This window comes from Tateyamaria sp. LSS28 (assembly GCF_059611725.1).
This window is the reverse complement of record NZ_JCAPFI010000007.1, coordinates 227,617-247,653: the sequence shown is the minus strand read 5'-3', so window position 1 is coordinate 247,653 and position 20,037 is coordinate 227,617. Positions and strand designations below refer to the sequence as shown.

19 protein-coding genes are annotated in these 20,037 nt (G+C 58.0%); 11 read left to right on the top strand and 8 right to left on the bottom strand.

Features of this window, described 5'->3' with window-relative positions; translation table 11 throughout:
- The 5 genes from AC53L6_RS20910 to rpsL form a co-directional block, all read right to left on the bottom strand.
- The coding region (locus AC53L6_RS20910) for a GTP-binding protein (protein ID WP_170744588.1) at positions 1 to 111 on the bottom strand (111 nt) is incomplete at its 3' end.
- Positions 112 to 140: 29 nt separating this feature from the next.
- Complete coding sequence (locus AC53L6_RS20905) at positions 141 to 815, bottom strand: sulfotransferase family 2 domain-containing protein (protein ID WP_496909240.1); 675 nt, start codon at positions 813 to 815, stop codon at positions 141 to 143.
- Positions 816 to 834: 19 nt separating this feature from the next.
- Positions 835 to 2,952, bottom strand: coding sequence for an elongation factor G (gene fusA / locus AC53L6_RS20900; RefSeq protein ID WP_299592007.1), 2,118 nt, complete (start codon positions 2,950 to 2,952; stop codon positions 835 to 837).
- Positions 2,953 to 2,978: 26 nt separating this feature from the next.
- Positions 2,979 to 3,449, bottom strand: coding sequence for a 30S ribosomal protein S7 (rpsG, locus tag AC53L6_RS20895; RefSeq protein ID WP_189371941.1), 471 nt, complete (start codon positions 3,447 to 3,449; stop codon positions 2,979 to 2,981).
- 12 nt (positions 3,450 to 3,461) lie between these two features.
- Complete coding sequence (rpsL, locus tag AC53L6_RS20890; protein WP_109385713.1) at positions 3,462 to 3,833, bottom strand: 30S ribosomal protein S12; 372 nt, start codon at positions 3,831 to 3,833, stop codon at positions 3,462 to 3,464.
- Positions 3,834 to 4,212: 379 nt separating this feature from the next.
- On the opposite strand from rpsL, the gene AC53L6_RS20885 reads away from it, so the two are divergent.
- Both AC53L6_RS20885 and AC53L6_RS20880 read left to right on the top strand, forming a co-directional pair.
- Positions 4,213 to 5,022, top strand: a complete 810-nt coding sequence (locus AC53L6_RS20885) for a heparin lyase I family protein (protein ID WP_496909239.1) — start codon at positions 4,213 to 4,215, stop codon at positions 5,020 to 5,022.
- A 21-nt stretch (positions 5,023 to 5,043) separates the two neighbouring features.
- Positions 5,044 to 5,850: a putative rhamnosyl transferase gene (locus AC53L6_RS20880; protein ID WP_496909238.1), complete on the top strand. Its 807-nt coding sequence runs from the start codon at positions 5,044 to 5,046 to the stop codon at positions 5,848 to 5,850.
- Here AC53L6_RS20880 and AC53L6_RS20875 read toward each other — a convergent pair.
- On the bottom strand, positions 5,839 to 6,705 hold the full coding sequence (locus tag AC53L6_RS20875; RefSeq protein WP_496909237.1) for a DMT family transporter: 867 nt from the start codon (positions 6,703 to 6,705) through the stop codon (positions 5,839 to 5,841). The two genes, AC53L6_RS20880 and AC53L6_RS20875, sit on opposite strands and share 12 nt — an antisense overlap.
- Positions 6,706 to 6,884: 179 nt before the next feature.
- Here AC53L6_RS20875 and AC53L6_RS20870 point away from each other — a divergent pair, with 179 nt between their 5' ends.
- The gene (locus AC53L6_RS20870; RefSeq protein ID WP_299745276.1) at positions 6,885 to 7,214 is read left to right on the top strand and encodes a hypothetical protein; all 330 of its coding nucleotides are present in this window, start codon (positions 6,885 to 6,887) and stop codon (positions 7,212 to 7,214) included.
- 115 nt (positions 7,215 to 7,329) lie between these two features.
- Positions 7,330 to 8,595: an MFS transporter gene (locus tag AC53L6_RS20865; protein ID WP_496909236.1), complete on the top strand. Its 1,266-nt coding sequence runs from the start codon at positions 7,330 to 7,332 to the stop codon at positions 8,593 to 8,595.
- 70 nt (positions 8,596 to 8,665) lie between these two features.
- On the opposite strand, the gene AC53L6_RS20860 is transcribed toward AC53L6_RS20865, so the two are convergent.
- Positions 8,666 to 9,667, bottom strand: a complete 1,002-nt coding sequence (locus AC53L6_RS20860) for a LacI family DNA-binding transcriptional regulator (protein WP_496909235.1) — start codon at positions 9,665 to 9,667, stop codon at positions 8,666 to 8,668.
- A 117-nt stretch (positions 9,668 to 9,784) separates the two neighbouring features.
- On the opposite strand from AC53L6_RS20860, the gene AC53L6_RS20855 reads away from it, so the two are divergent.
- The 4 genes from AC53L6_RS20855 to AC53L6_RS20840 are packed head-to-tail and all read left to right on the top strand — an operon-like array spanning position 9,785 to position 15,733.
- Positions 9,785 to 12,109 carry a DUF1989 domain-containing protein gene (locus tag AC53L6_RS20855; RefSeq protein ID WP_496909234.1) on the top strand — a complete coding sequence of 775 codons (2,325 nt, stop codon included), beginning with the start codon at positions 9,785 to 9,787 and terminating at the stop codon, positions 12,107 to 12,109.
- Positions 12,106 to 13,164, top strand: a complete 1,059-nt coding sequence (locus tag AC53L6_RS20850; protein WP_299211447.1) for a quaternary amine ABC transporter ATP-binding protein — start codon at positions 12,106 to 12,108, stop codon at positions 13,162 to 13,164. Before AC53L6_RS20855 ends, AC53L6_RS20850 begins: the two co-directional genes overlap by 4 nt.
- A gap of 1 nt (position 13,165) precedes the next feature.
- Positions 13,166 to 14,752: an ABC transporter permease gene (locus AC53L6_RS20845; protein WP_496909233.1), complete on the top strand. Its 1,587-nt coding sequence runs from the start codon at positions 13,166 to 13,168 to the stop codon at positions 14,750 to 14,752.
- 30 nt (positions 14,753 to 14,782) lie between these two features.
- Positions 14,783 to 15,733 carry an ABC transporter substrate-binding protein gene (locus tag AC53L6_RS20840; protein ID WP_496909232.1) on the top strand — a complete coding sequence of 317 codons (951 nt, stop codon included), beginning with the start codon at positions 14,783 to 14,785 and terminating at the stop codon, positions 15,731 to 15,733.
- A gap of 116 nt (positions 15,734 to 15,849) precedes the next feature.
- Here AC53L6_RS20840 and AC53L6_RS20835 read toward each other — a convergent pair whose 3' ends face one another.
- Positions 15,850 to 16,884, bottom strand: coding sequence for a LacI family DNA-binding transcriptional regulator (locus tag AC53L6_RS20835; protein WP_496909231.1), 1,035 nt, complete (start codon positions 16,882 to 16,884; stop codon positions 15,850 to 15,852).
- Positions 16,885 to 16,983: 99 nt separating this feature from the next.
- Between AC53L6_RS20835 and AC53L6_RS20830 the strand changes: the two genes are divergently transcribed.
- The 3 genes from AC53L6_RS20830 to AC53L6_RS20820 are packed head-to-tail and all read left to right on the top strand — an operon-like array spanning position 16,984 to position 19,986.
- Positions 16,984 to 18,513: a tripartite tricarboxylate transporter permease gene (locus AC53L6_RS20830; protein WP_496909230.1), complete on the top strand. Its 1,530-nt coding sequence runs from the start codon at positions 16,984 to 16,986 to the stop codon at positions 18,511 to 18,513.
- Positions 18,510 to 18,974: a tripartite tricarboxylate transporter TctB family protein gene (locus tag AC53L6_RS20825; protein ID WP_496909229.1), complete on the top strand. Its 465-nt coding sequence runs from the start codon at positions 18,510 to 18,512 to the stop codon at positions 18,972 to 18,974. Before AC53L6_RS20830 ends, AC53L6_RS20825 begins: the two co-directional genes overlap by 4 nt.
- Positions 18,975 to 19,014: 40 nt before the next feature.
- Positions 19,015 to 19,986, top strand: a complete 972-nt coding sequence (locus tag AC53L6_RS20820) for a tripartite tricarboxylate transporter substrate binding protein (protein ID WP_496909228.1) — start codon at positions 19,015 to 19,017, stop codon at positions 19,984 to 19,986.
- Positions 19,987 to 20,037: the final 51 nt, after the last annotated feature.

Genomic DNA, 20,037 nt, shown 5'->3' with positions numbered 1-20,037 from the left:
ACCAAAATACTTCGTGATCGCCGCCGTCAGCGTCGTCTTGCCGTGGTCAACGTGGCCAATCGTGCCAATGTTAACGTGCGGCTTCGTACGTTCAAACTTTTCCTTTGCCATGATGGCCTCCTTTTACTTTCCCAATGCAGTCAGCTGACTGCAAATGTGTTTTCTTTCGCGGTCAAAAAATCCCCGAAAATATCGTAGTCCCGTGCGTAGATCTGCTTGATCCGATCAAGGGTCTGTCCAGAAATACTGCGTTCCTTCAGGTCCCGCCCGCCGGTTTGCTCATGCGGGATTTCAGGCAACGTCCCGATCCGTTCACGGAGCATCGTCCAAAATTCCGACAGATCAGCAGAGTCGAAAATGCGGGTGTAACGGTCAGCACGCCCGCCCAGGAAACGTTCCATCGGCAGGCTGTGATGCTTGATCTTGTCAGACAGCTCCCGATACCGGTGCAAATGCGCCACGAACGTTCCAAACGAAGGCCGCATTGTTACGCCCTTCTCATGATCTTCGTCCGTGAGGGGCAGTTTATCCAGCTCTCCCAAGTGCAGAACACGATTGGAATGGCATGACAAAAGCCGTTCGACGGGGTCGCGGATGACCGCGAACACGGCATTCTTCCAGTTCACCATATCCCGGTCAAATTTGAACAAGCGGGATTGATACAGGTGATGGACCTGACGACGGCGGCTGTTGGTGAAAAAGGGTTTGAACGGGTACCCGTTCTCAATCTCGAACGCCACGTGCTTAATCGTCGTGCTGGCCCCTTTCGGGACCAGCATGATCGATAATTTGTATTTGTTAAGCACGACAGCCACCAAACCGTTCCCTAGCTGATCAGGCGTATTTTGCCTGGATCTCGTCGCTGATGTTCTGCGGCACGGGATCGTAGTGGTCGAATTGCATGGTGAACTGGGCGCGGCCCGACGACATCGAACGCAGGGTGTTGATGTAGCCGAACATGTTGGCCAGCGGCACCATCGCGTCGATGGCGATGGCATTGCCGCGGTTTTCCTGACCCGACACCTGACCCCGACGCGATGTCAGGTCACCGATGATGCCACCGGTGTATTCTTCAGGCGTGATGACCTCGACCTTCATAATCGGTTCAAGCAGCTTGGCGCCCGCCTTCTTCATGCCTTCACGCATACCCATGCGGGCCGCGATTTCAAAGGCCAGAACGCTGGAGTCAACGTCGTGGAATTTACCGTCGATCAGGGCCACCTTGAAGTCGATGACGGGGAAACCCGCCAACGGACCGCTGTCCATGACCGAGTTGATGCCTTTTTCCACACCCGGGATATATTCCTTGGGCACGGCACCACCAACAATGCGGGACTCGAACGAATAGCCTTCGCCCGGCTCTGTCGGGGTGATGATCATCTTCACCTCGGCAAACTGACCGGAACCACCCGACTGTTTCTTGTGGGTGTAGGTGTGCTCGACCTCGTGACCGATGGTCTCGCGGTAGGCCACCTGTGGCGCACCAATGTTGGCTTCGACCTTGAATTCACGCTTCAGACGATCCACCAGGATGTCGAGGTGAAGTTCGCCCATGCCTTTCATGATGGTCTGACCGCTTTCGAGGTCAGTTTCCACGCGGAAGGACGGATCTTCGGCTGCCAGACGGGCCAGGCCTTGCGACATCTTCTCTTGGTCGCCCTTGGTTTTGGGCTCAACCGCGATCTCGATGACAGGATCGGGGAAGTTCATCGTTTCCAAGATCACCGGATCATTCTTATCACACAGCGTGTCACCGGTTGTGGTGTTCTTCAGACCACCCAGCGCGATGATGTCACCAGCAAATGCTTCGGTAATCTCATCCCGGTCGTTCGAGTGCATCATCATCATCCGACCAACGCGTTCGTTGTTGCCCTTGGTCGAGTTCAGCATCGAGTCGCCCTTGTTCAGGGTACCCGAATAAACGCGAACGAAGGTCAGCGAACCCACGAAGGGGTCGTTCATGATTTTGAAGGCAAGCCCCGAGAACGCCATGTCATCATCCGCGCGGCGGGCAATGTTACGTTCTTCGGTTTCATCACCGGGTTTGAAGCCCATGTAGTCGACCACGTCCAGCGGGCTGGGCAGATAGTCGATCACGGCGTTCAGCAGCGGCTGGACACCCTTGTTCTTGAAAGCGGAACCGCCCAGCACAGGAACAAAGTCCAGCGCCAGCGTGCCCTTGCGCAGCAACGCGCGCAGGGTTGGAACATCGGGTTCGTTGCCTTCAAGATAGGCTTCCATCGCGTCGTCGTCTTGCTCGACGGCAGCTTCGATCATCTTTTCGCGCCACTCGGCGGCCATGTCGGCCAGATCGGCACGGATAGGTGCCTTGATCCAGGACGCGCCCAGATCTTCACCCTGCCACAGCCACTCTTCCATGGTGACGAGGTCGATCAGACCTTCCAGCTCGGTCTCTGCACCGATCGGAATACCGACAGGCACAGCACGCGCGCCGGTGCGGTCTTCGATCATGTTGACGCAGTTGAAGAAGTCAGCGCCGATCTTGTCCATTTTGTTGACAAAGACCATGCGCGGAACCTTGTAGCGATCCGCTTGACGCCACACAGTTTCGGTTTGCGGCTCAACACCGGCGTTTGCGTCCAGAACACAAACGGCACCGTCGAGAACCGCCAGCGAACGCTCAACTTCAATGGTGAAGTCCACGTGGCCGGGGGTGTCGATGATGTTCAGGCGGTGCTTTTCGGTTTCAGCCGTCTGGCCGTCCTCGGTGCGCTCCCAGAAGGTTGTGGTCGCAGCCGACGTGATGGTGATCCCGCGTTCCTGCTCCTGCTCCATCCAGTCCATGGTGGCCGCACCATCGTGCACCTCACCGATGTTGTGGGACTTGCCTGTGTAGTACAGGATGCGTTCCGAACACGTGGTCTTGCCAGCATCGATGTGAGCCATGATGCCGAAGTTGCGGTAGCGGTCGAGCGGATATTCGCGTGCCATGGGGCTGCTTCCTCAGGGTGTCTGGATTACCAACGGTAATGGCTGAACGCTTTGTTGGCGTCGGCCATCTTGTGCGTGTCTTCACGCTTCTTCACGGCAGTACCGCGCGACTGTACAGCGTCGAGCAGCTCACCGGCGAGGCGTTCTTCCATCGTGTTTTCGTTGCGGCCGCGGCTGGCTGTGATCAACCAGCGGATGGCCAGCGCTTCGCGGCGCTCGGGACGAACTTCGACCGGCACCTGGTATGTGGCACCACCGACGCGGCGCGAACGCACTTCCACGGACGGTTTGATGTTGTCCAGCGCTTCGTGGAACACTTCCACGGGTGCGCGCTTGATTTTGCTCTCAACGCGATCAAGCGCGTTGTAGACAATACGCTCGGCAGTCGATTTCTTTCCGTCCAGCATCATGTTGTTCATGAATTTGGTCAGAACCTTATCGCCATATTTGGCGTCGGGCAGAACTTCGCGCTTTTCGGCGGCGTGACGACGTGACATCTGCTGCTCTCCTTATTTGGGGCGCTTGGCGCCGTATTTCGAACGGCGTTGCTTACGATCTTTGACGCCCTGGGTATCCAGAACACCGCGCAGGATGTGGTAACGCACACCGGGAAGGTCTTTCACACGACCGCCGCGGATCAACACAACCGAGTGCTCTTGCAGGTTGTGGCTCTCGCCGGGGATGTAGCTGATGACCTCGTAACCGTTGGTCAGGCGCACCTTGGCAACCTTCCGCATGGCCGAGTTCGGCTTCTTCGGTGTCGTTGTATATACGCGTGTGCACACGCCGCGCTTCTGAGGGTTGCCCTCAAGGTGCAGCGACTTCGAGCGTTTTACTTTGGGCTGCCGCGGCTTGCGGATCAGCTGTTGGATCGTTGGCATTGCAGGTTCTTTCCCCGTCTCATCAACACATGTGTCATGCGGGTCCAACCCGCGGTTTCAATTCCATCGCCGCCTGTGCGTCCACAACAGCGCAAAAACCGCAATCGCTCCTGTCGAAGGGGCGACGCGGTGGGTTTCCAGAGGATCGGGCCAATGCAGGGGCCGGATCGTGTCCACTTAAGTTTTGATTTCGGTGCCGGGGCGACCCCCTTGCCGAGATAGCGCGCGTATATGGCGAGTCTCTGAGGGTGTCAACAGGGCGGCCGACCGTGAGATAGGGCACATTGCCGAATTCCAACTCTCACGGATCGGCCCCTTTCACTGGACAGGTCCGCGAGATGGCCGCTAGACCTTGAGGCAATAGTATTTCGGACGAAAAATGAAACTCTTATCGCTTTTTGGGCTGCTCTGCCTCACCCTCACCGCTTTCACCATACCCGACCCGGTCAACGCCCAGCGTCTGCCCGTCGAACGCAGCATGAAACAGAACATCACCAAGCACGGCTTTGCAAACGTCAAAGGTAATGCACGGTTGGGCAAACGCGCGCAGCGTTTCGAAGTGCGAGCAGGTGATTGTGGTTGGGACGAGGGCTGGAGCGATTGCGACAATGACCGGGAACGATCCGAGCTTTACGTCAAGAAGGACTGGCGTGCGGGCACGGACCAATGGATTGGATTCTCGATCTACCTGCCGCCGGATTTCAAGACCAGTTCACGCGTCCGCACAACAGTGGGTCAGGTCAAGATGAAGGGCGGCCCGACCGGCTTTACCGGCGGCTTCCCGTCCGAGCCGGGCGTGTTCCAGATGGAGATGCTAGGCGACCGCTACTTCCTGCGTGTGCACGTGCTGTCCGGCCCGTTCGACAACGTGCGCAATGACATCAAGGACTACAACATTGCCTCCATCCGTGAGTTACGCGGCAAATGGACAGACTTGGTTGTGCGCGTGAACACCAAGACGGCACCCGGCACCATCGAAGTGTACAAGAACGGAACGCGTGTGGCGGCGCATAATTACAATCAGAACTATGCGCCCCAGGCGTATTACTTCAAATATGGCATCTATCGGTCTTTCGTCAGTCAGCACCGCGGGCCCATGCCAACACAAGTGGTGTATTTTGACGAGGTGCGAATGGGGCGCAATTATGAAAAGGTCGCGGTCGACGCTCAACGCCGAGCAGTCGACTGAGCAAAGAGGCACAACCAGACCATGCAGATCATCGGGCTCTGCCGCTTTTCCTACCCCGCCATTGGCGGGTTCCAGGTAGGCCATGAAACGATCGAAGATCGTATGGCCTATCTCTGGGCGCGCGACCGGCTCGAAGAACGGTTCCGCCTTCTTGAAACGATGGCCCTGCCCTGCTTGCGCGCACAAACAGATCAGGATTTTGACCTTCTGATCCTGATCGGTGATCAGTTTCCCAAGGAACATCGCGACCGGTTGCATGATCTGACGTCAGACATGAAACAGGTACAGATCATAGCCGAGCCACCCCATCCCAGCCGCGAGATGTCCAAGGCATTACTGAACAATGCCCGCCGCAACCCCTCGAATCCGTGCATCCAGTTCCGGCACGATGATGATGACGCGTGTGCCGTCGACTTCATCGAAAAGCTGCGCGAAGCGGCCAAGGACGCACGCCCACTGACAAAGAAACACAAGACCATCGGATTGGACTGGAACCAGGGATATGTCGCCGAGGTTGGAGCAGATGGCATTTCAGCGGCGCAGATCTACCGCACGTTTTATGTGTCGGCCTTGGGGATGTACATTCAGGGGGACTGCAAGTTGACGATCCACAACTTCATGCATGAACGGATCCCGCAATTCATGCCGTGCATCACCTATGCCGACCCAGACATGTTTGTTCGCACGCACAACGGATACAATGACAGCCGTCAGAAAAAGGTCAAACCGGTGCCGGTCGACCCGCTGACACCGCAGCAGGAACAACTGTTCCGAGACCGCTTCGCCGTGGATATTGACCACGTGCGCAGCGTGTTCTCAGCGCGCTGACAGCTTACGCTCGCGATAAAGGGTGAACAGGCCAGTCGCCACCACGATGGCGGCCCCCGCCAAGGTCAGCGACGATGGCCAGTCACCGAATACCAACCAGCCCAGAACCAAGGCCCACACAAGGCCGGTGTACCTGAACGGTGCGATAAAGCTGATCTCGCCCACACGCATCACCTGTACGGAAAAGAAGTAGCCGCCGATGATAAAGACCGATGCGCCACAGATCAGCAGGCCAAGGCGCATGTCGATGGGCACCCATTCCGTAGTGGTCGAGGCAACACCGGCAAAGGCAGTAACGGTCAGTGCCGCGACCCAAGTTACTGTCATGGACGGCACATCCGCCGACAATCGACGCGTCGCCAAGTCGCGCACCGTGACACACAGCACGGCGATCAGGGCATAAACTGACCACAGTGAAAAACCTTCCGCGCCCGGGCGCACGATCAAAAGCATCCCCATAAAGCCCAGAAGGATCGCCGACATACGGCGCCAACCCAATGGTTCTCGAAAAAACAGGGCTGCCCCAACTGCGACCGTCAAAGGCAAGACCTGCAGGATCGCGGTCACATTCGCCAGCGGCATATTCAATAGTGCGGTTATGAAGAAGTAGGCGGCGCCTACCTCTGCCACCGATCGCACCGCGATCAATGCCCAGTCCTGCGCCCCAATGCGAAAGTGTATTCGTCCCAGCCACCGGGCCATACACAGGATCAAAAATGATGACAGCACACCTCGGATGACCAACAGCTGCATCAGCGGCACCGCGCCATCCGTTAGCTTGATCAACGTATCATTGATCGTGAACGACGCCATGGACGCCATCATCAAGAGCGCGCCGATTGTGTTGGGGGACATCAGGACCTGCCGGATCAATTCACGGACACGCTAGCGTTCAGCCACGGTGAAGACCAGAGCGAAACCAGACAGACAACAGGCCGCCGGTCGGCGTCCTGTTGCGTATCTCATGTCTAGCTGACTTGTGAAACACCCAAATCATACTAAATCAATCAGGTACTTAGCAACATGAGGATCATATGCGTATTTTTCTGTCTTTGGCGGTCGTCATCGGCATTACAACTCCGGCACTGTCCGACGTTGTACCCATCGCCAGTATGCAACGTGGCCAGACCGCCACTGTCGAAGGTTTTGTAGACAAGTTTTTTGACAGCGATGAAATCCGGCTGCGCGATGAATCTGGCACGGTGCGTGTGTACCTTGGGCCGCAAATGATTGACCTAAAAAGCGGCGAACGCATCCGTGTGTCGGGTGTCCTCGATAATGATCTTTTGCTGAATGAATTTTACGCGCGCGAGATCACGCGCGAGAACGGGGAAAACATAACCATTCGTCACGAGTACGAGTGATTTCCGAGCGGTTTCTGCTTCACAGCCGCAAGCAAAAACAAGGCGTCCGTTTGGGGCTTGACCTCAAGTTCACTTAAACCCCTACACATGGTCCATCGCTTGTAACGAGGTGACCATGTCCAAGCCCAACCGTCTGCCCCGTTTCATTGCCGCGAGCGGCATGACAAATCTGGCAGATGGCATTGCCGTGGTTGTATGGGCGTGGATCGCTTCGCTGCTCAGCCGCGATCCGCTTTTGATTGCGCTCATGCCCATTGCACTGCGACTGCCGTGGTTCCTGTTTGCCTTGCCTGCCGGAGTGGTGACGGACCGCGTGGATCGCAGGAAGCTCATTCTAGGCATGGACGTTCTGCGCGCAGTTGCCTTTGCATCCGCCACGATCCTGGTCTGGACCGCGTCCCCACTGGCACCCGCGCCCAACGACGGAACATCGGACCCATTTCTTTTTTATGCTCTCCTCGCCTGTGCGCTGCTTGTGGGCACGGCCGAGGTCTTTCGGGATAATGCCGCTCAAACCATGTTGCCGGCCCTTGTGCCGCACGATCAACTTGAAAAGGCCAACGGTCGGCTCTGGAGTGTTGAACTGGTTGGCAATTCGCTGCTTGGCCCCGCGCTCGGCGCCTTTCTGATCGCCGCCGTGGTCTGGGCGCCTTTTTCAATGAATGCCGTCATGTTTGCGCTCGCCGCCCTGCTCATACTAACGCTACCTGGCAATTTCAGACCAACTCGCACACAGCAAAGCTCACTGCGTGCCGATCTGGCCGAAGGTATCGCCTTCCTGCGGGCAGCCCCCTTTCTTCAGGTGCTTGCCGTGATCACCGGCGTTTGGAACCTGCTGCATCAGATGGTCGTGATCGCACTCATTTTGCACGTGCAAGAAAATCTAGGGATCGGGGCACAAGGGTACGGGCTGATCCTCGCCGCTGGTGCGATCGGCGGGATTGCCGGAGGGTTAGTGGCGGACCAGGTGGTGAAAGTCATTGGTCAGAATAGGGCCGCCCAGTGGATGACACTGGCGTCGGCCGTGGCCTTCGCCATCATCCCATTTGCACCGAACGGTTATGTGCTGGCTCTGGTTCTGGCATTGTTCGAGTTCACCGGCCTGATCTGGAATACCGTTTCGGTATCTTACCGCCAACGATACATTCCCGACGCCTTGCTTGGACGCGTGAACAGCATCTATCGCCTGCTGGCCTGGGGCATGATGCCCATCGGCTTGCTGCTGTCCGGGCTGGTCGTGGGCGTGGCAGAAGAGACAATACCGCGTTCATTTGCACTGATATCACCCTTTGTCTTGGCAGCCGCCGGGGCGACTCTCCTGACGGTGTGTGCATGGAGACCATTGGGGCGTGGCTTTCAACCGATGAACCAATCCGACTAGAAACGTAACCTGCGTCGCGTCACAGCACTCAGCGACACGTACAGAACGGTCGGTTACCGATGTAGGACCGCTAAGTCAGCAGCGCCACTGACCCACGCTCAATGATGCGCGCGGTCAGGTGTTGGCTTTGCATCGGCGCGTTGGTTTCAAGGCATTCCACGATGTGGGTGCCCACAGCTTCCCCCATGCCAGACGCAGGCAGGTCGATGGTCGTGAGCGGCGGCACAACGGCCTCCGCCCAATCGAGGTTGTCAAACCCCATGACCGACACGTCTTGCGGGATCTGTTTGCCTACGTCTGCGCAAGCAAAGTAAGCGCCTAGTGCAAGCACGTCGGAAAAACACAGATATGCGGAGTACCCTCCCCCATCCGCCAACCGGTGACCAACGCAGGCTTTGCCCCCCGCCACACTCAATGGCGTTTCGAAGAAATCCAGCGTATCGAAAAGGCCGCGCAATGCCCGCGCGCCATCCCGGCGCGCCACTGTCCTGTCGCTTTCAACAAGCGGCCCATGGACGACTGCCACCCTTCTGTGCCCATTGGCGTACAGATGCCGCAAAGCTTGGCCTGCCAAATCGGCATTGTCATATCCCACGGTGGGTTGCTCGCAGTCCGGATCCCAGACGGAAGTATAGACAAACGGCACTTGTCGCTTGGCTAACATCTCAAGCAGTGCCGCAGAATGCGTCTGACCGCTGAGAATGAAAGCATCCGCGCCCATACCCAACAGCTTGCGGGCTGCCGCCAATTCCTCTGCCTCATCGGCATTCGAGATCGCAAGAACCAGGGAATAGCCATGCAGGCCGAGCGTCCGTTCGATGGCTGAAATGAACTTGGCAAAGACCGAATGCTCAATTGTCGGGATAATGGCAGCCACCACTCTGCTCCGGCGCGTTGACAGCGCGCGAGCCGCCGGGTTGGGCAGATAGTCAAGACGGCTACACGCATCCAGCACAAGTTGCCGGGTCTTTTCGCTGACCTTCGTGTCACCATTCACGACGCGAGAGATCGTCGCCGTGGATAACCCGGTGTCCCGTGCCACATCTCTGATACTTGCCGCGATTTTTGCCACGATAATCCCCCTCCTCCGCACCAGATGCTTGACCAAAGCGATTCGCAAGTGTTCAAATGTAACCGGTTACACAGCGCACCTATCAATTGACGCTTGAACCAAACAGGGAATAGCCACGTGCTAAAACGAAGCGATACCTACACGCCTGCTCGCGCGCGGTATCAGGGTCTAAAGGACGCCGCCGCACTCCGCCGCGACATACGTTACGGCGAAATGGGCAGGATACGCGTTCGCGCAGGCTCGGTGATATCGATCACCAATGTGGACGGCGGATGTGACGTCTGGTTGACCGCGCTGACGGACAGTACCCGCGATTTTGACCTCTCGGCATTTGCGCAAGTCGGCGAAGCTGGTCAGCCACTGCCCGTCGATGGGTTTGACAAACGTCAGATGGACATGCTCGCACATGGACGCGACAGTGATCTTGCCCGGGGCCGCGGCCTGCGCATCTTTGGCGCATCAGACGCACCGGGTGACATCCACATTGCGAAGATGACCGAGGACGCTGACCTGTTTTGCATCGTCCCCGTGTCACGGGAATATCTCAGTATCGGTGGCGGCGGTCTTGTCGCTCTGTCCGTCCAACCTCCAACTGGATCGATCCGTGACGCATCGCTGCCCGAACCGATGGGCCGTGTTGTTGACGAATGGCGTGTCAGCCGCGGTACGGCACACGCTTACACACTAATAAAGGGGCAATTCGTCCAGATTATTGATGTCGACGGGCAGCAGTGCTCGGATTTCATGGCGATGCGCAGTGACGCACTGGACCAAGGAACCGAACGGTACATCGACAGTGCCGTTTCCCGCACACTGGCACGCGGCGCCTATCCCCTGCCCGGCTTGCACGACAAGTTCTTTGATCAGGACATGAAACCGCTGCTGGCGGTGCGCCAGGATACCGTCGGACGGCACGACACCTTTGCGCTTGCCTGCACCGCACGCGGGTACGAGGAACGCGGATTTCCCGGCCACATCAACTGTTCCGACAACATAAGTGCGGCCTTTGACCCCTACGGCATTCAATCGCGGCGCGCCTGGCCCGCGATCAACTTCTTTTTCAACTCGTGGATCGATTGGCAAGACCATCACATCGCAACAGACGAGGCATGGTCACGACCCGGAGATTACGTGGCCCTTCAGGCGCTGACGGATCTGGTCTGCGTGTCTACGGCCTGCCCCGATGATGTCGATCCCATCAATGGCTGGAACCCAACGGATATTCACGTGCGTATTTATGAAGAAAACAGCGATATCCAACACGCGGTGTCGTGGCGGTCAAATCCTGGAGATGCTGCACAGATGACGGCCCATTCGGCCTTCCACCCACGCATCTCGAAACTGACAAGCAGCTACCAGGTCGCCCGGCAACTCTGGATGCCGACACAGTATGACGCAACCGGCGCGGTTGCCGAGTATTGGGCCTGCAAGAACGCCGCCACCCTGCAGGACATGTCCGGGCTCAGGAAGTTCGACATCGTGGGACCGGATGCCGAAGAGCTTTTGCAGCTTTGCATGACACGCAATGTGGCCAAGCTGTCTGTCCATCGCGGCTTGTATGCCTTGCTGTGCGATCAGCGCGGATCCGTGCTGGACGACGGGACCCTGTTCCGGCTGGAAGACACCGCATTCCGCTGGTGCTGTGGATCGGATAATTCCGGCTTGTATTTGCGCGAACAGGCAGAGGCGCATGGCCTGAACGTGCGGGTCCTAAGCCATAGCAGCAAGATGCAGAACCTTGCGCTGCAGGGGCCGAAGTCACGGGACATCCTGCGCAAGCTGGTCTTTACCCAACCGTCCCGTCCCACACTTGATAACCTTAAGTGGTTCGGCTTCACCATTGCCCGGCTTCACGACCGGGAGGGGCCGATGTGCATGCTGTGTCGCACTGGTTTCACAGGTGAACTGGGATACGAAATTTTTTGCGACAGCAACGACGCCGTTGCCATTTGGGACGCGTTGATCGACGCGGGAACCCCGCTTGGCTTGGTGCCGATGGGCGGTGACGCGCTCGAAATGCTGCGGATCGAAGCAGGCTTGATGATCGCCGGCGCAGAATTCGGCCCCGACATGGATGCGTTTGAATCCGGGCTGGGCTTTGCAGTCGATCTGAAGAAACCTGACTTCATCGGACGCGCCGCGCTTGAGCGTAATAACATTGCCCCCCGACGCAAACTCGTGGGGCTATCCATGGTCGGAAACGAGGTGCCAAGCCACGGCGATGGCATCTTTGTCGGCCGCGAACAGGTGGGCACGATCACCAGCGCCTGCCACTCTCCTGCGCTCGGCCATGCCATATGCATGGCGCGGGTCGCCATCGAAAACGCCGCACCCGGCACGGAACTGGAAGTGGGCAAACTGGACGGACATATGAAGCGCCTAGGTGCTACGCTTGTCGACCTGCCCTTCCTGGACCCAAAAAGAGAAAAGGCACGCGCGTGACCGAAAATACAGAAGAAGGGGTGGTCGTCACCCGCAACGTTTGGAAGATATTTGGCAACCGGGCTGACGAAGCCATGGAAGCCGTCCGCAGGGACAACCTGTCAAAGGCGGACGTGCTGGAAGAATTCGGCGCCGTTGTCGGGGTCAAGGACGTGTCGATCTCGGTCGGTGAAGGAGAAATCTTCTGCATCATGGGCCTGTCGGGCTCAGGCAAATCCACCCTTGTTCGCCATATCAACCGTCTGATCGAACCCACGGGCGGAGAGATCCTGATCAACGGCGCCAATGTCGGCCAACTGAATGCCGAAGAATTGCGGGCCATGCGCGCCGACAAGATCGGGATGGTGTTCCAGAACATGGCCCTGCTGCCGCACCGCACGGTGCGTGACAACGTCGCCCTGTCTCTGGAGCTGCGCAATGTCGACGCCTACACGCGGGCGCAAGTCGCAGACCGCGTGATCGAACTGGTCAGCCTGCAAGGCTATGGTGACCGCTTGCCCTCCGAACTCTCCGGCGGGATGCAGCAGCGTGTGGGCCTTGCCCGCGCAATGGCCGCCGACCCCGACATCTTGCTGATGGACGAACCCTTCTCGGCCCTCGACCCGCTCATCAGGCGCGTCTTGCAGGACGAGTTCCTCGAACTGTCAAAGTCAATGAACAAGACGACGCTGTTCATCACCCACGATCTGGATGAAGCGATCCGCATGGGCAGCCGCATCGCCATCATGAAGGATGGTGAGATCGTGCAGGTCGGCACGCCCGAAGACATCGTGACCAATCCGGCGGACGCCTATGTGGCCGACTTCGTGGCGGGTATCTCGAAGCTGAAATTGCTCTACGCCCACACGGTTATGGAGCCACTGGCCGCCTACGAGGCGCGTAAAGGGCCTGTGGCACAGGCCGAGGCACCCGTGGCGGAACCGGATGACGACCTCGACAAACTGATCGCGCTCAGCGTCAACCAAGACCATCCGGTCCTGATCAAGGATGACGGCAACGTTGTGGGCGTCGTGTCCAAAGATGCAATCCTGCACGGCGTTCAGGGGGAGGCATAAAATGACCGATACAACACCCGATCAAATGGGCGGTGCGCCAGCGGCAGCAACGGATGAAACCAAGCCCTTTGCCGATTTCGCCGACAAGTCTGGCGGCTATTTCGCCCAGACGTTCCTATCGATCCAAAAGGCCAAGCTGCCTTCCACCCACATCAACTGGTTGGCTGCCATTGCTGGCTTTCCCTGGGCCGCGATCCGCGCCAACAAAATGCTGTTCTGGATCGGCTTCCTGATCGACCTCGTGGCAGCCGTCTACCTGATGCAGGTCTGGAAATTCTCCCGTGCTGCGGAACAGGCCGTGATCGACGGCAAGGACTTCCTCGTGGTTCGCTACGAAGACTGGACGATGTCCAGCCTCTGGGCGGCTGTGATCATCTTTGTCCTGGGTCGTGTGCTGTTTGGATGGCTCGCCGACCGCATCTATTTCCGGCAATACAATGTCTGGCGGGTGGATCACAGCAAACCCTCGGGATGGGACATGAAACGGCTGATTTGGGCTGCGGTCATCGTCGCCATGATCGCACCACTGATGCTGTATCGCGCCTCGCAATTCCCACCCGAAGAACGGACTTGCATCAAACAGGCACGATCCATTGCAGCAGGCGAAGAGGTGGCGTTCAAGGATCAATTCGACTGCATGATCATCGGGGAATTTCCCACCATTGTCTGGCTCGAACGGCGCGACACCGTCACCTATCCCCGGGACGATGACGGCAACCGCTTTGTGCGCCGTGAAGCACCGCGCGACGGTCTGCCGCCGGTCAACCTGAACAGCTACACAGCGCAATTGATCGATGACGGCATCGGCTACCTCACAGCCTTCTACGGCTTCTTCTTTGACGGGATCACGACCTTCCTTCGATCAATGCTGTCAGCCATCACCGCCGTCTTCGTAGGCACGCCGTGGATCATCGCCATGGGGGCCATCATGGCCATCAGTTACACGATGGCCGGGGCGCGAATAACCATATTCGTAGCCGCCTCTCTCGTGTACCTCGCCCTCTTCGGCTTCTGGCAAACGGCCATGGACACGATGAGCCTCGTGGTCGCGGCATCGATCATCTGCGTGGTCTTCGGCCTGCCGCTGGGCATATGGGTGGGCAAGTCGACACGCGGACAGGCGATCATTACGCCCATCCTCGACATCATGCAGACGATCCCGTCGTTCGTGTACCTGCTGCCTGCGGTCGCCTTCTTCTCAATAGGCAAGCCGCCGGGCATCCTCGCCACGGTGATCTTCGCCATGCCACCCATGGTCCGCCTGACAGCGCTCGGGATCAAACACGTGCCTGAAAACACCAAGGAAGCGGCGCTCGCCTTTGGCGCCAACCCCCGTCAGTTGCTGACAAAGGTGGAATTACCCCAGGCGCTTCCCTCGATCATGGCAGGCGTCAACCAGGTGGTGATGATGGCGCTGTCCATGGTCGTCGTAGCCGCACTGATCGGCGCGGGCGGCATGGGCTTTATCGTGACCGAAGCCCTCGCAAATACCCGCACAGGCGCTGGCATCCTGGCCGGCATCGGCATCGCACTTCTGGCGATGATGATCGACCGCGTTGTGCAGAAAGCCAACACCGTCAAACACTAACCAAGAATGAGTTCAATAAGGGAGACACATATGAAACTCATGACAACCCTCACCGCTGCAGGGGCCCTGTCGGTTGCCGCAGTCGGTGCCTCGGCCCAGGAAAAGGTAGCCATTTCGGACCTGAACTGGACCGGTGCCAAAGCCATCGCGCACGTCATCAAGACCGTGATCGAAGGGCCGCTCGGGTCTGAGGCGGAAATCGTCGAAGGTCTGTCCGACCAGGCGATCATCGCGACCGGTATGGACAAGGGCGACGGCTCGGCCGACGTCTGGACCGACATGTGGATGCCGAACCAGCAAGGCCCATGGGATCGCTTCATCGAAGATGCAGGCACAGTGGCACACAACCAGCCCTATGCCGGTACACAACAAATGTACGTGCCCGCCTACATGTCCGACCAGATCAGCTCGTTCGAGGATCTGAAGGACCCGGCGGTTGCGGCCATGTTCGACAAGGACGGCAACGGCAAGGGTGAATACTGGGCCGGTGACGCGTCGTGGAAATCCACGAAGATCTGGCAGGTCAAGATGAAGTCCTATGGCCTCTCCGAACTGTGGGAGCCCGAGATCATCTCGGACGCGACCTTCAAGGCACAGCTGAAATCGTCCTACGGCAACCAGAAACCGATCCTGTTCTACTACTGGACGCCTGAATGGATCCACGCCGCCTATGACATCGCGCCACTGGCAGAGCCCGAGCACTCAGAAGGCTGCCTGAACCTGCAGCTGGATGGTGAGGACTGGCTGGAAGTGTCCGAAGCAGGCTGCAAAACGCCGGACGCTCAGATCTTTGTCAGCTACTCCAAGTCGCTGGAAGAGCGGAACCCACCCGCGGCCAAGTTCCTGAGCCAGATTCAACTGGATCCTGCGGTCGTGAACGGCTGGATCCTGGCAATCGGTCGGGACGAGATGGATCCGCAAGATGTGGCCGAAGAATGGGTGGCCGAAAACATGGACGTCGTGAACGGCTGGATCAACTAAGCCGCTGACAGTTCAGGAAACCCGGCGTGAGGACTACCTCGCGCCGGGTTTTTTTATGGCCCCCAAAACGGCTATTTCCGGTCGGGCCAACTTCAAGGAAAGAAGCGCTTTCGCCATTACCCAACTGACACCGCCCGCGCAGAATGACGAAGCATGAGCGTAGGTTCGCAGTGTAAACTGCGCTGGTCCCAGGTCTCTTGGTCGATGATTGCAGCGACCAGGGCCTTGCCGGCCTCGTGACCAATACGCTTTGCCGGAAGCCGCACTGTCGTCAACGCAGGTTCGATGTCCGACGACCCTTTGAAGTCGCCAATCCCAACGATCGAGATATCGTTTGGGACCGATAGCCCTGCCGCCTTGGCACCATAAAGTGCCCCGGTTGCAAGGATGTCGTTGCCACAAATCAGAGCGGTGGGCCGGTTGAGACCAGAAAACAGTTTTCGAGCGTCCGTTTTCGACTCAGAGATGCTGTAAACGGTGGTGAGAGACCAAGCATCGGGAACGGATACACCTGCGTTTTTCAAAGTCTGTAACACGATGTCGCGCCGGGCAAGCGCCCGGTCATTGCCGTCAGTGGGTGGAAACATGCAGGCGATCTTTCGGTGCCCCAGTGACAAGACATGCTCCGCGATCATGCGCCCTGCCTGTTCATTGTCTGCACCGATACAGGGGAAGCGCGATCCTGCCGCGTGGTTCCACATCAGCACGCAAGGGATCTCCTGCTGGTCAAGAAGCTGAAACACAGCGTCATCATGATCCAGACCCGTCAGAACGACCCCATCTACGCGATGTTCAAGGAACTTACGCAAGATCGCGTATTCGCGCTGCAAGTCATACCCGTGCGAGGCGAGAAGAATAGTAAAACCCTTTTCGGCCACGGTGTCGGAAAAGGCCTGCACAACTTCGGCAAAAATCGCGTGGTCCAATGTCGGGATAAGCACACCAATCGTTCCCGAACGAATGCCGTGGATGGTTTGGGCCGCACGATTTCGAATGTATCCCGTCCTACGCACCGCGGAATCGATGCGCTTGCGCGTCGCGGGCTTAAGCAAGTCTGGATGGTTGAAGTAGCGTGAAACCGTCGACGCTGACACGCGCGCGGCTTTTGCCACGGTCAAGATATCCACTTTTTTTGTTTTTGTTTCAGACACCTAAATACCCAAACTCGGAAATTTATGAAAACATTTGCAAAACTATTTTCATTGCTTAGCGTAACTGGTCAAGCCTGAGTTTGGGAGGAGTTGGGCCTGATGGACTTTCTGTTCTACATGGGCGATGTCTTCACCCCGATTAATTTCGGGCTGTTGTTACTCGGAACGATTGGCGGCCTGATCCTTGGGGCCACACCCGGGCTTTCGCCGACAATGGCCGTTGCGCTGTTGATCCCCTTCACCTTTCAACTGGAACCGCAACAGGGGCTGATCCTGCTGGGGGCCGCCTATACATCAACCGTGGCTGGCGGCGCGGTGAGTGCAATCTTGTTAAAAATCCCCGGCGCGCCAGCCAATATCGCCACAACGCTGGACGGGCACACCATGGCGACCAAGGGCGAAGGTGCCAAGGCGCTGCAGCTTTCCTTCCTCGCGTCAGCAGTGGGCGGATTGTTCGGTGTCTTCCTTTTGATTTTCCTCACCCCCGTCCTTGCGCAATGGGCACTGGCATTCGGTCCATCCCATCTGTTCTGGCTGGCAATCCTCGGCGTGACCGTGATTGGAACCCTCGACTCCAGCTCGGTCGTAAAGGGTTTGCTGTCCGGGTGCATCGGCCTTTGGCTCGCGACAATTGGTTTTGACGACATCATGGGGGCGCAGCGCTTCATATTCCATCCGTCGGTCAGCGGGGGGATCAACGTAATCCCCGCGCTTATTGGCCTCTTCGCCATCCCGCAGGTGATCACCATGTTCACCAAGGGACGCTCAAGCGATGATGCTGAGGTGATCAGCGTCAAGCGGCATCCGATCCGGCTCGCCGTCGTCGAAGTGATCAAACGCAAGACAGCGCTGACAATAGGAACTTTGACAGGCTCCATCATTGGGCTGATCCCCGGGGTCGGTGGCCAGATCGCAGGGTTGGTGGCCTATGACCAATCCAAGAAATTCAGCAAGGAAAGCCAGAAATTCGGAACCGGCCATAGCGAAGGCATCATCGCGGCGGAAAGTGCCAATAACGCAATGGTCGGACCCTCTCTTGTACCACTGCTCACGCTTTCAATTCCGGGCTCACCCACAGCGGCGGTGCTGCTTGGCGGGCTTTTGATCCACGGGATTTTCCCCGGTCCTGATCTCTTCATGAACTACCCGCAAGTCGCCTGGACATTCATCGACTCCATGCTGATCGGGCAAATCCTCATGTGTGTCTTCGGGCTTTACATCGCTGGGCTGGCGGCCAGCGTTGCACGGGTACCGCATGCGGTGATGGCCGCAATTGTGCTGGGCCTGGCCGTTTTCGGAAGCTACTCGGTTCAGAACTCCATGGGCGATGTCTATGTGATGGCGACGCTGGGGATGGCGATGTACTTTCTTGAACGGTTCGGCTTCTCGGCAGCACCGCTTGTCCTTGGTCTGATCCTGGGACCCATTGCCGAAGCGAATTTCATACAAGGCTCCATGATCGCCAACGCGACGGTTGGAACGGGCACCTATTTCTTCACGGGCTGGCTCAACTGGTTGCTGATCCTGATCGTGCTGGCCTCCATCAGCTACTCGATCTGGATGGAGGTGGCCTCGCGTCGCTACACCACCAAGGACGACGCCGTCGCCAAGGAAGAGGCCATGTCATGAGCGATCTGCCCCGCAGCCAGCACATCATCGCCTCAGGTCTTATCGCCGGGGTTGGCATCAGCGTCGCTTACATCAGTTTCACGCAGGAACCAGCAGACGCATTTGTCTTCCCACGACTGATCTCATCGGTATTTGCAGTTCTCGCCATCTGGACGTTCGTCAAGGCTGTCCTTGGGCGGACCAAAGTCGGCAACGGGATCAGCGCCCAGGCGATGCGTAAGATGCTGCCGGGGCTGATTGTTGCAATCATCTATGTCTTCTGGGCGGCGAAGGGGTTGGGGTTCTACACGGCAACCGCCATTGCCTTCTTTGTCCTCGTATCGCTCTACGATCCGGCCCCGCATTCAGACATCAAAAGCTGGATCAAACGGATCTTGATCACCGCCGGTTTTATGGCGGTCATGTACGGTCTCTTCGCGGCATTGCTGAATGTCTTCACACCGCGAGAGATATTCTTCTGAACCGCAAAAGCGGCAGATTTAACCCCAAGGGAGGAATAAAATGAAAAAATGGATCACAGGGGCGGCGCTTGCACTCGCCGCAATGGCGGGGTCGGCGCATGCCGATGGCCATGAAGCCTATCCAGAACGGCCCATCCTGATGATGGTCAGCTACGGTGCCGGTGGTGCGACGGATTTCCAGGCGCGCATCGTGACAATGACCGCCGGGAATGAGGATGCGCTTGGCATGCCCATCGCCATCGTCAACCGTCCCGGCGCGGGCGGCCGCGTTGGCTGGAACTGGTTCGCCTCCGAGGCGGAGGCTGACGGCTACACGCTGGGTGCTTACAATATCCCGCACTTCATCGCGCAGTCAATCGAAGGCGGCGTGTCCTACTCCGCCGAAAGCTTTGAACCTATTGCGAACTGGGGTGCAGACCCTGCGGTCTTTGTTGTTGGTGCGGACAGCACATTCAACTCGATGGAAGACGTCGTCAACTATGCCAAGGAAAACCCGGGCGGCTTGACGTTCTCTGGTGCCGGTCTGTTCGTAGGTCACCACATTGCCGCGCTCCAGCTCGAAAAGGCAGCGGGCGTGAAACTCGCCTACATCCCCAACAACAAAGGGGGCGCAGGTGCGATGCGTGCCGTCATCGCAGGCGAGGTTCTGGGCGGAGTGAACAACCTGTCTGACGCATTCCGCGCGCGTGAAGCGGGCAACGTAAAAATCCTCGGTGTCTTCGATCTGGAGCGGAACGAAGAGTTCCTGCCGGATGTCCCCACAATGATGGAACAGGGTTTTGACATCGACAACGCGTCGGTCAACTTCCGCGGTGTGATGGTGCCCAAGGGTACGCCACAGCCGATCATCGACAAGCTGGCCGCAACCGTGCCCACTATGTTCGAAAACGGTCGGGTTCAAAGCCGGATGGCTGCAGGCGGCTCACCCATGAACATCATGACGCGCGACGAAGTGCTCAAAATGTGGGCTGCACGCCAGGAAACACTCGAAGAACTGCTGGCCGGTCTCTAAATCACAGGTGCAGCGCCCGATTGGCGGGCGCTGCACCCTAATCAGGACACA

Coding starts and splice junctions, on each gene's coding strand:
- fusA (WP_299592007.1), bottom strand. CDS start 2,952: ATGGCACGCGAATATCCGCTCGACCGCTACCGCAACTTCGGCATCATG.
- rpsG (WP_189371941.1), bottom strand. CDS start 3,449: ATGTCACGTCGTCACGCCGCCGAAAAGCGCGAAGTTCTGCCCGACGCC.
- rpsL (WP_109385713.1), bottom strand. CDS start 3,833: ATGCCAACGATCCAACAGCTGATCCGCAAGCCGCGGCAGCCCAAAGTA.
- AC53L6_RS20885 (WP_496909239.1), top strand. CDS start 4,213: ATGAAACTCTTATCGCTTTTTGGGCTGCTCTGCCTCACCCTCACCGCT.
- AC53L6_RS20880 (WP_496909238.1), top strand. CDS start 5,044: ATGCAGATCATCGGGCTCTGCCGCTTTTCCTACCCCGCCATTGGCGGG.
- AC53L6_RS20875 (WP_496909237.1), bottom strand. CDS start 6,705: ATGTCCCCCAACACAATCGGCGCGCTCTTGATGATGGCGTCCATGGCG.
- AC53L6_RS20870 (WP_299745276.1), top strand. CDS start 6,885: ATGCGTATTTTTCTGTCTTTGGCGGTCGTCATCGGCATTACAACTCCG.
- AC53L6_RS20865 (WP_496909236.1), top strand. CDS start 7,330: ATGTCCAAGCCCAACCGTCTGCCCCGTTTCATTGCCGCGAGCGGCATG.
- AC53L6_RS20845 (WP_496909233.1), top strand. CDS start 13,166: ATGACCGATACAACACCCGATCAAATGGGCGGTGCGCCAGCGGCAGCA.
- AC53L6_RS20840 (WP_496909232.1), top strand. CDS start 14,783: ATGAAACTCATGACAACCCTCACCGCTGCAGGGGCCCTGTCGGTTGCC.
- AC53L6_RS20830 (WP_496909230.1), top strand. CDS start 16,984: ATGGACTTTCTGTTCTACATGGGCGATGTCTTCACCCCGATTAATTTC.
- AC53L6_RS20825 (WP_496909229.1), top strand. CDS start 18,510: ATGAGCGATCTGCCCCGCAGCCAGCACATCATCGCCTCAGGTCTTATC.
- AC53L6_RS20820 (WP_496909228.1), top strand. CDS start 19,015: ATGAAAAAATGGATCACAGGGGCGGCGCTTGCACTCGCCGCAATGGCG.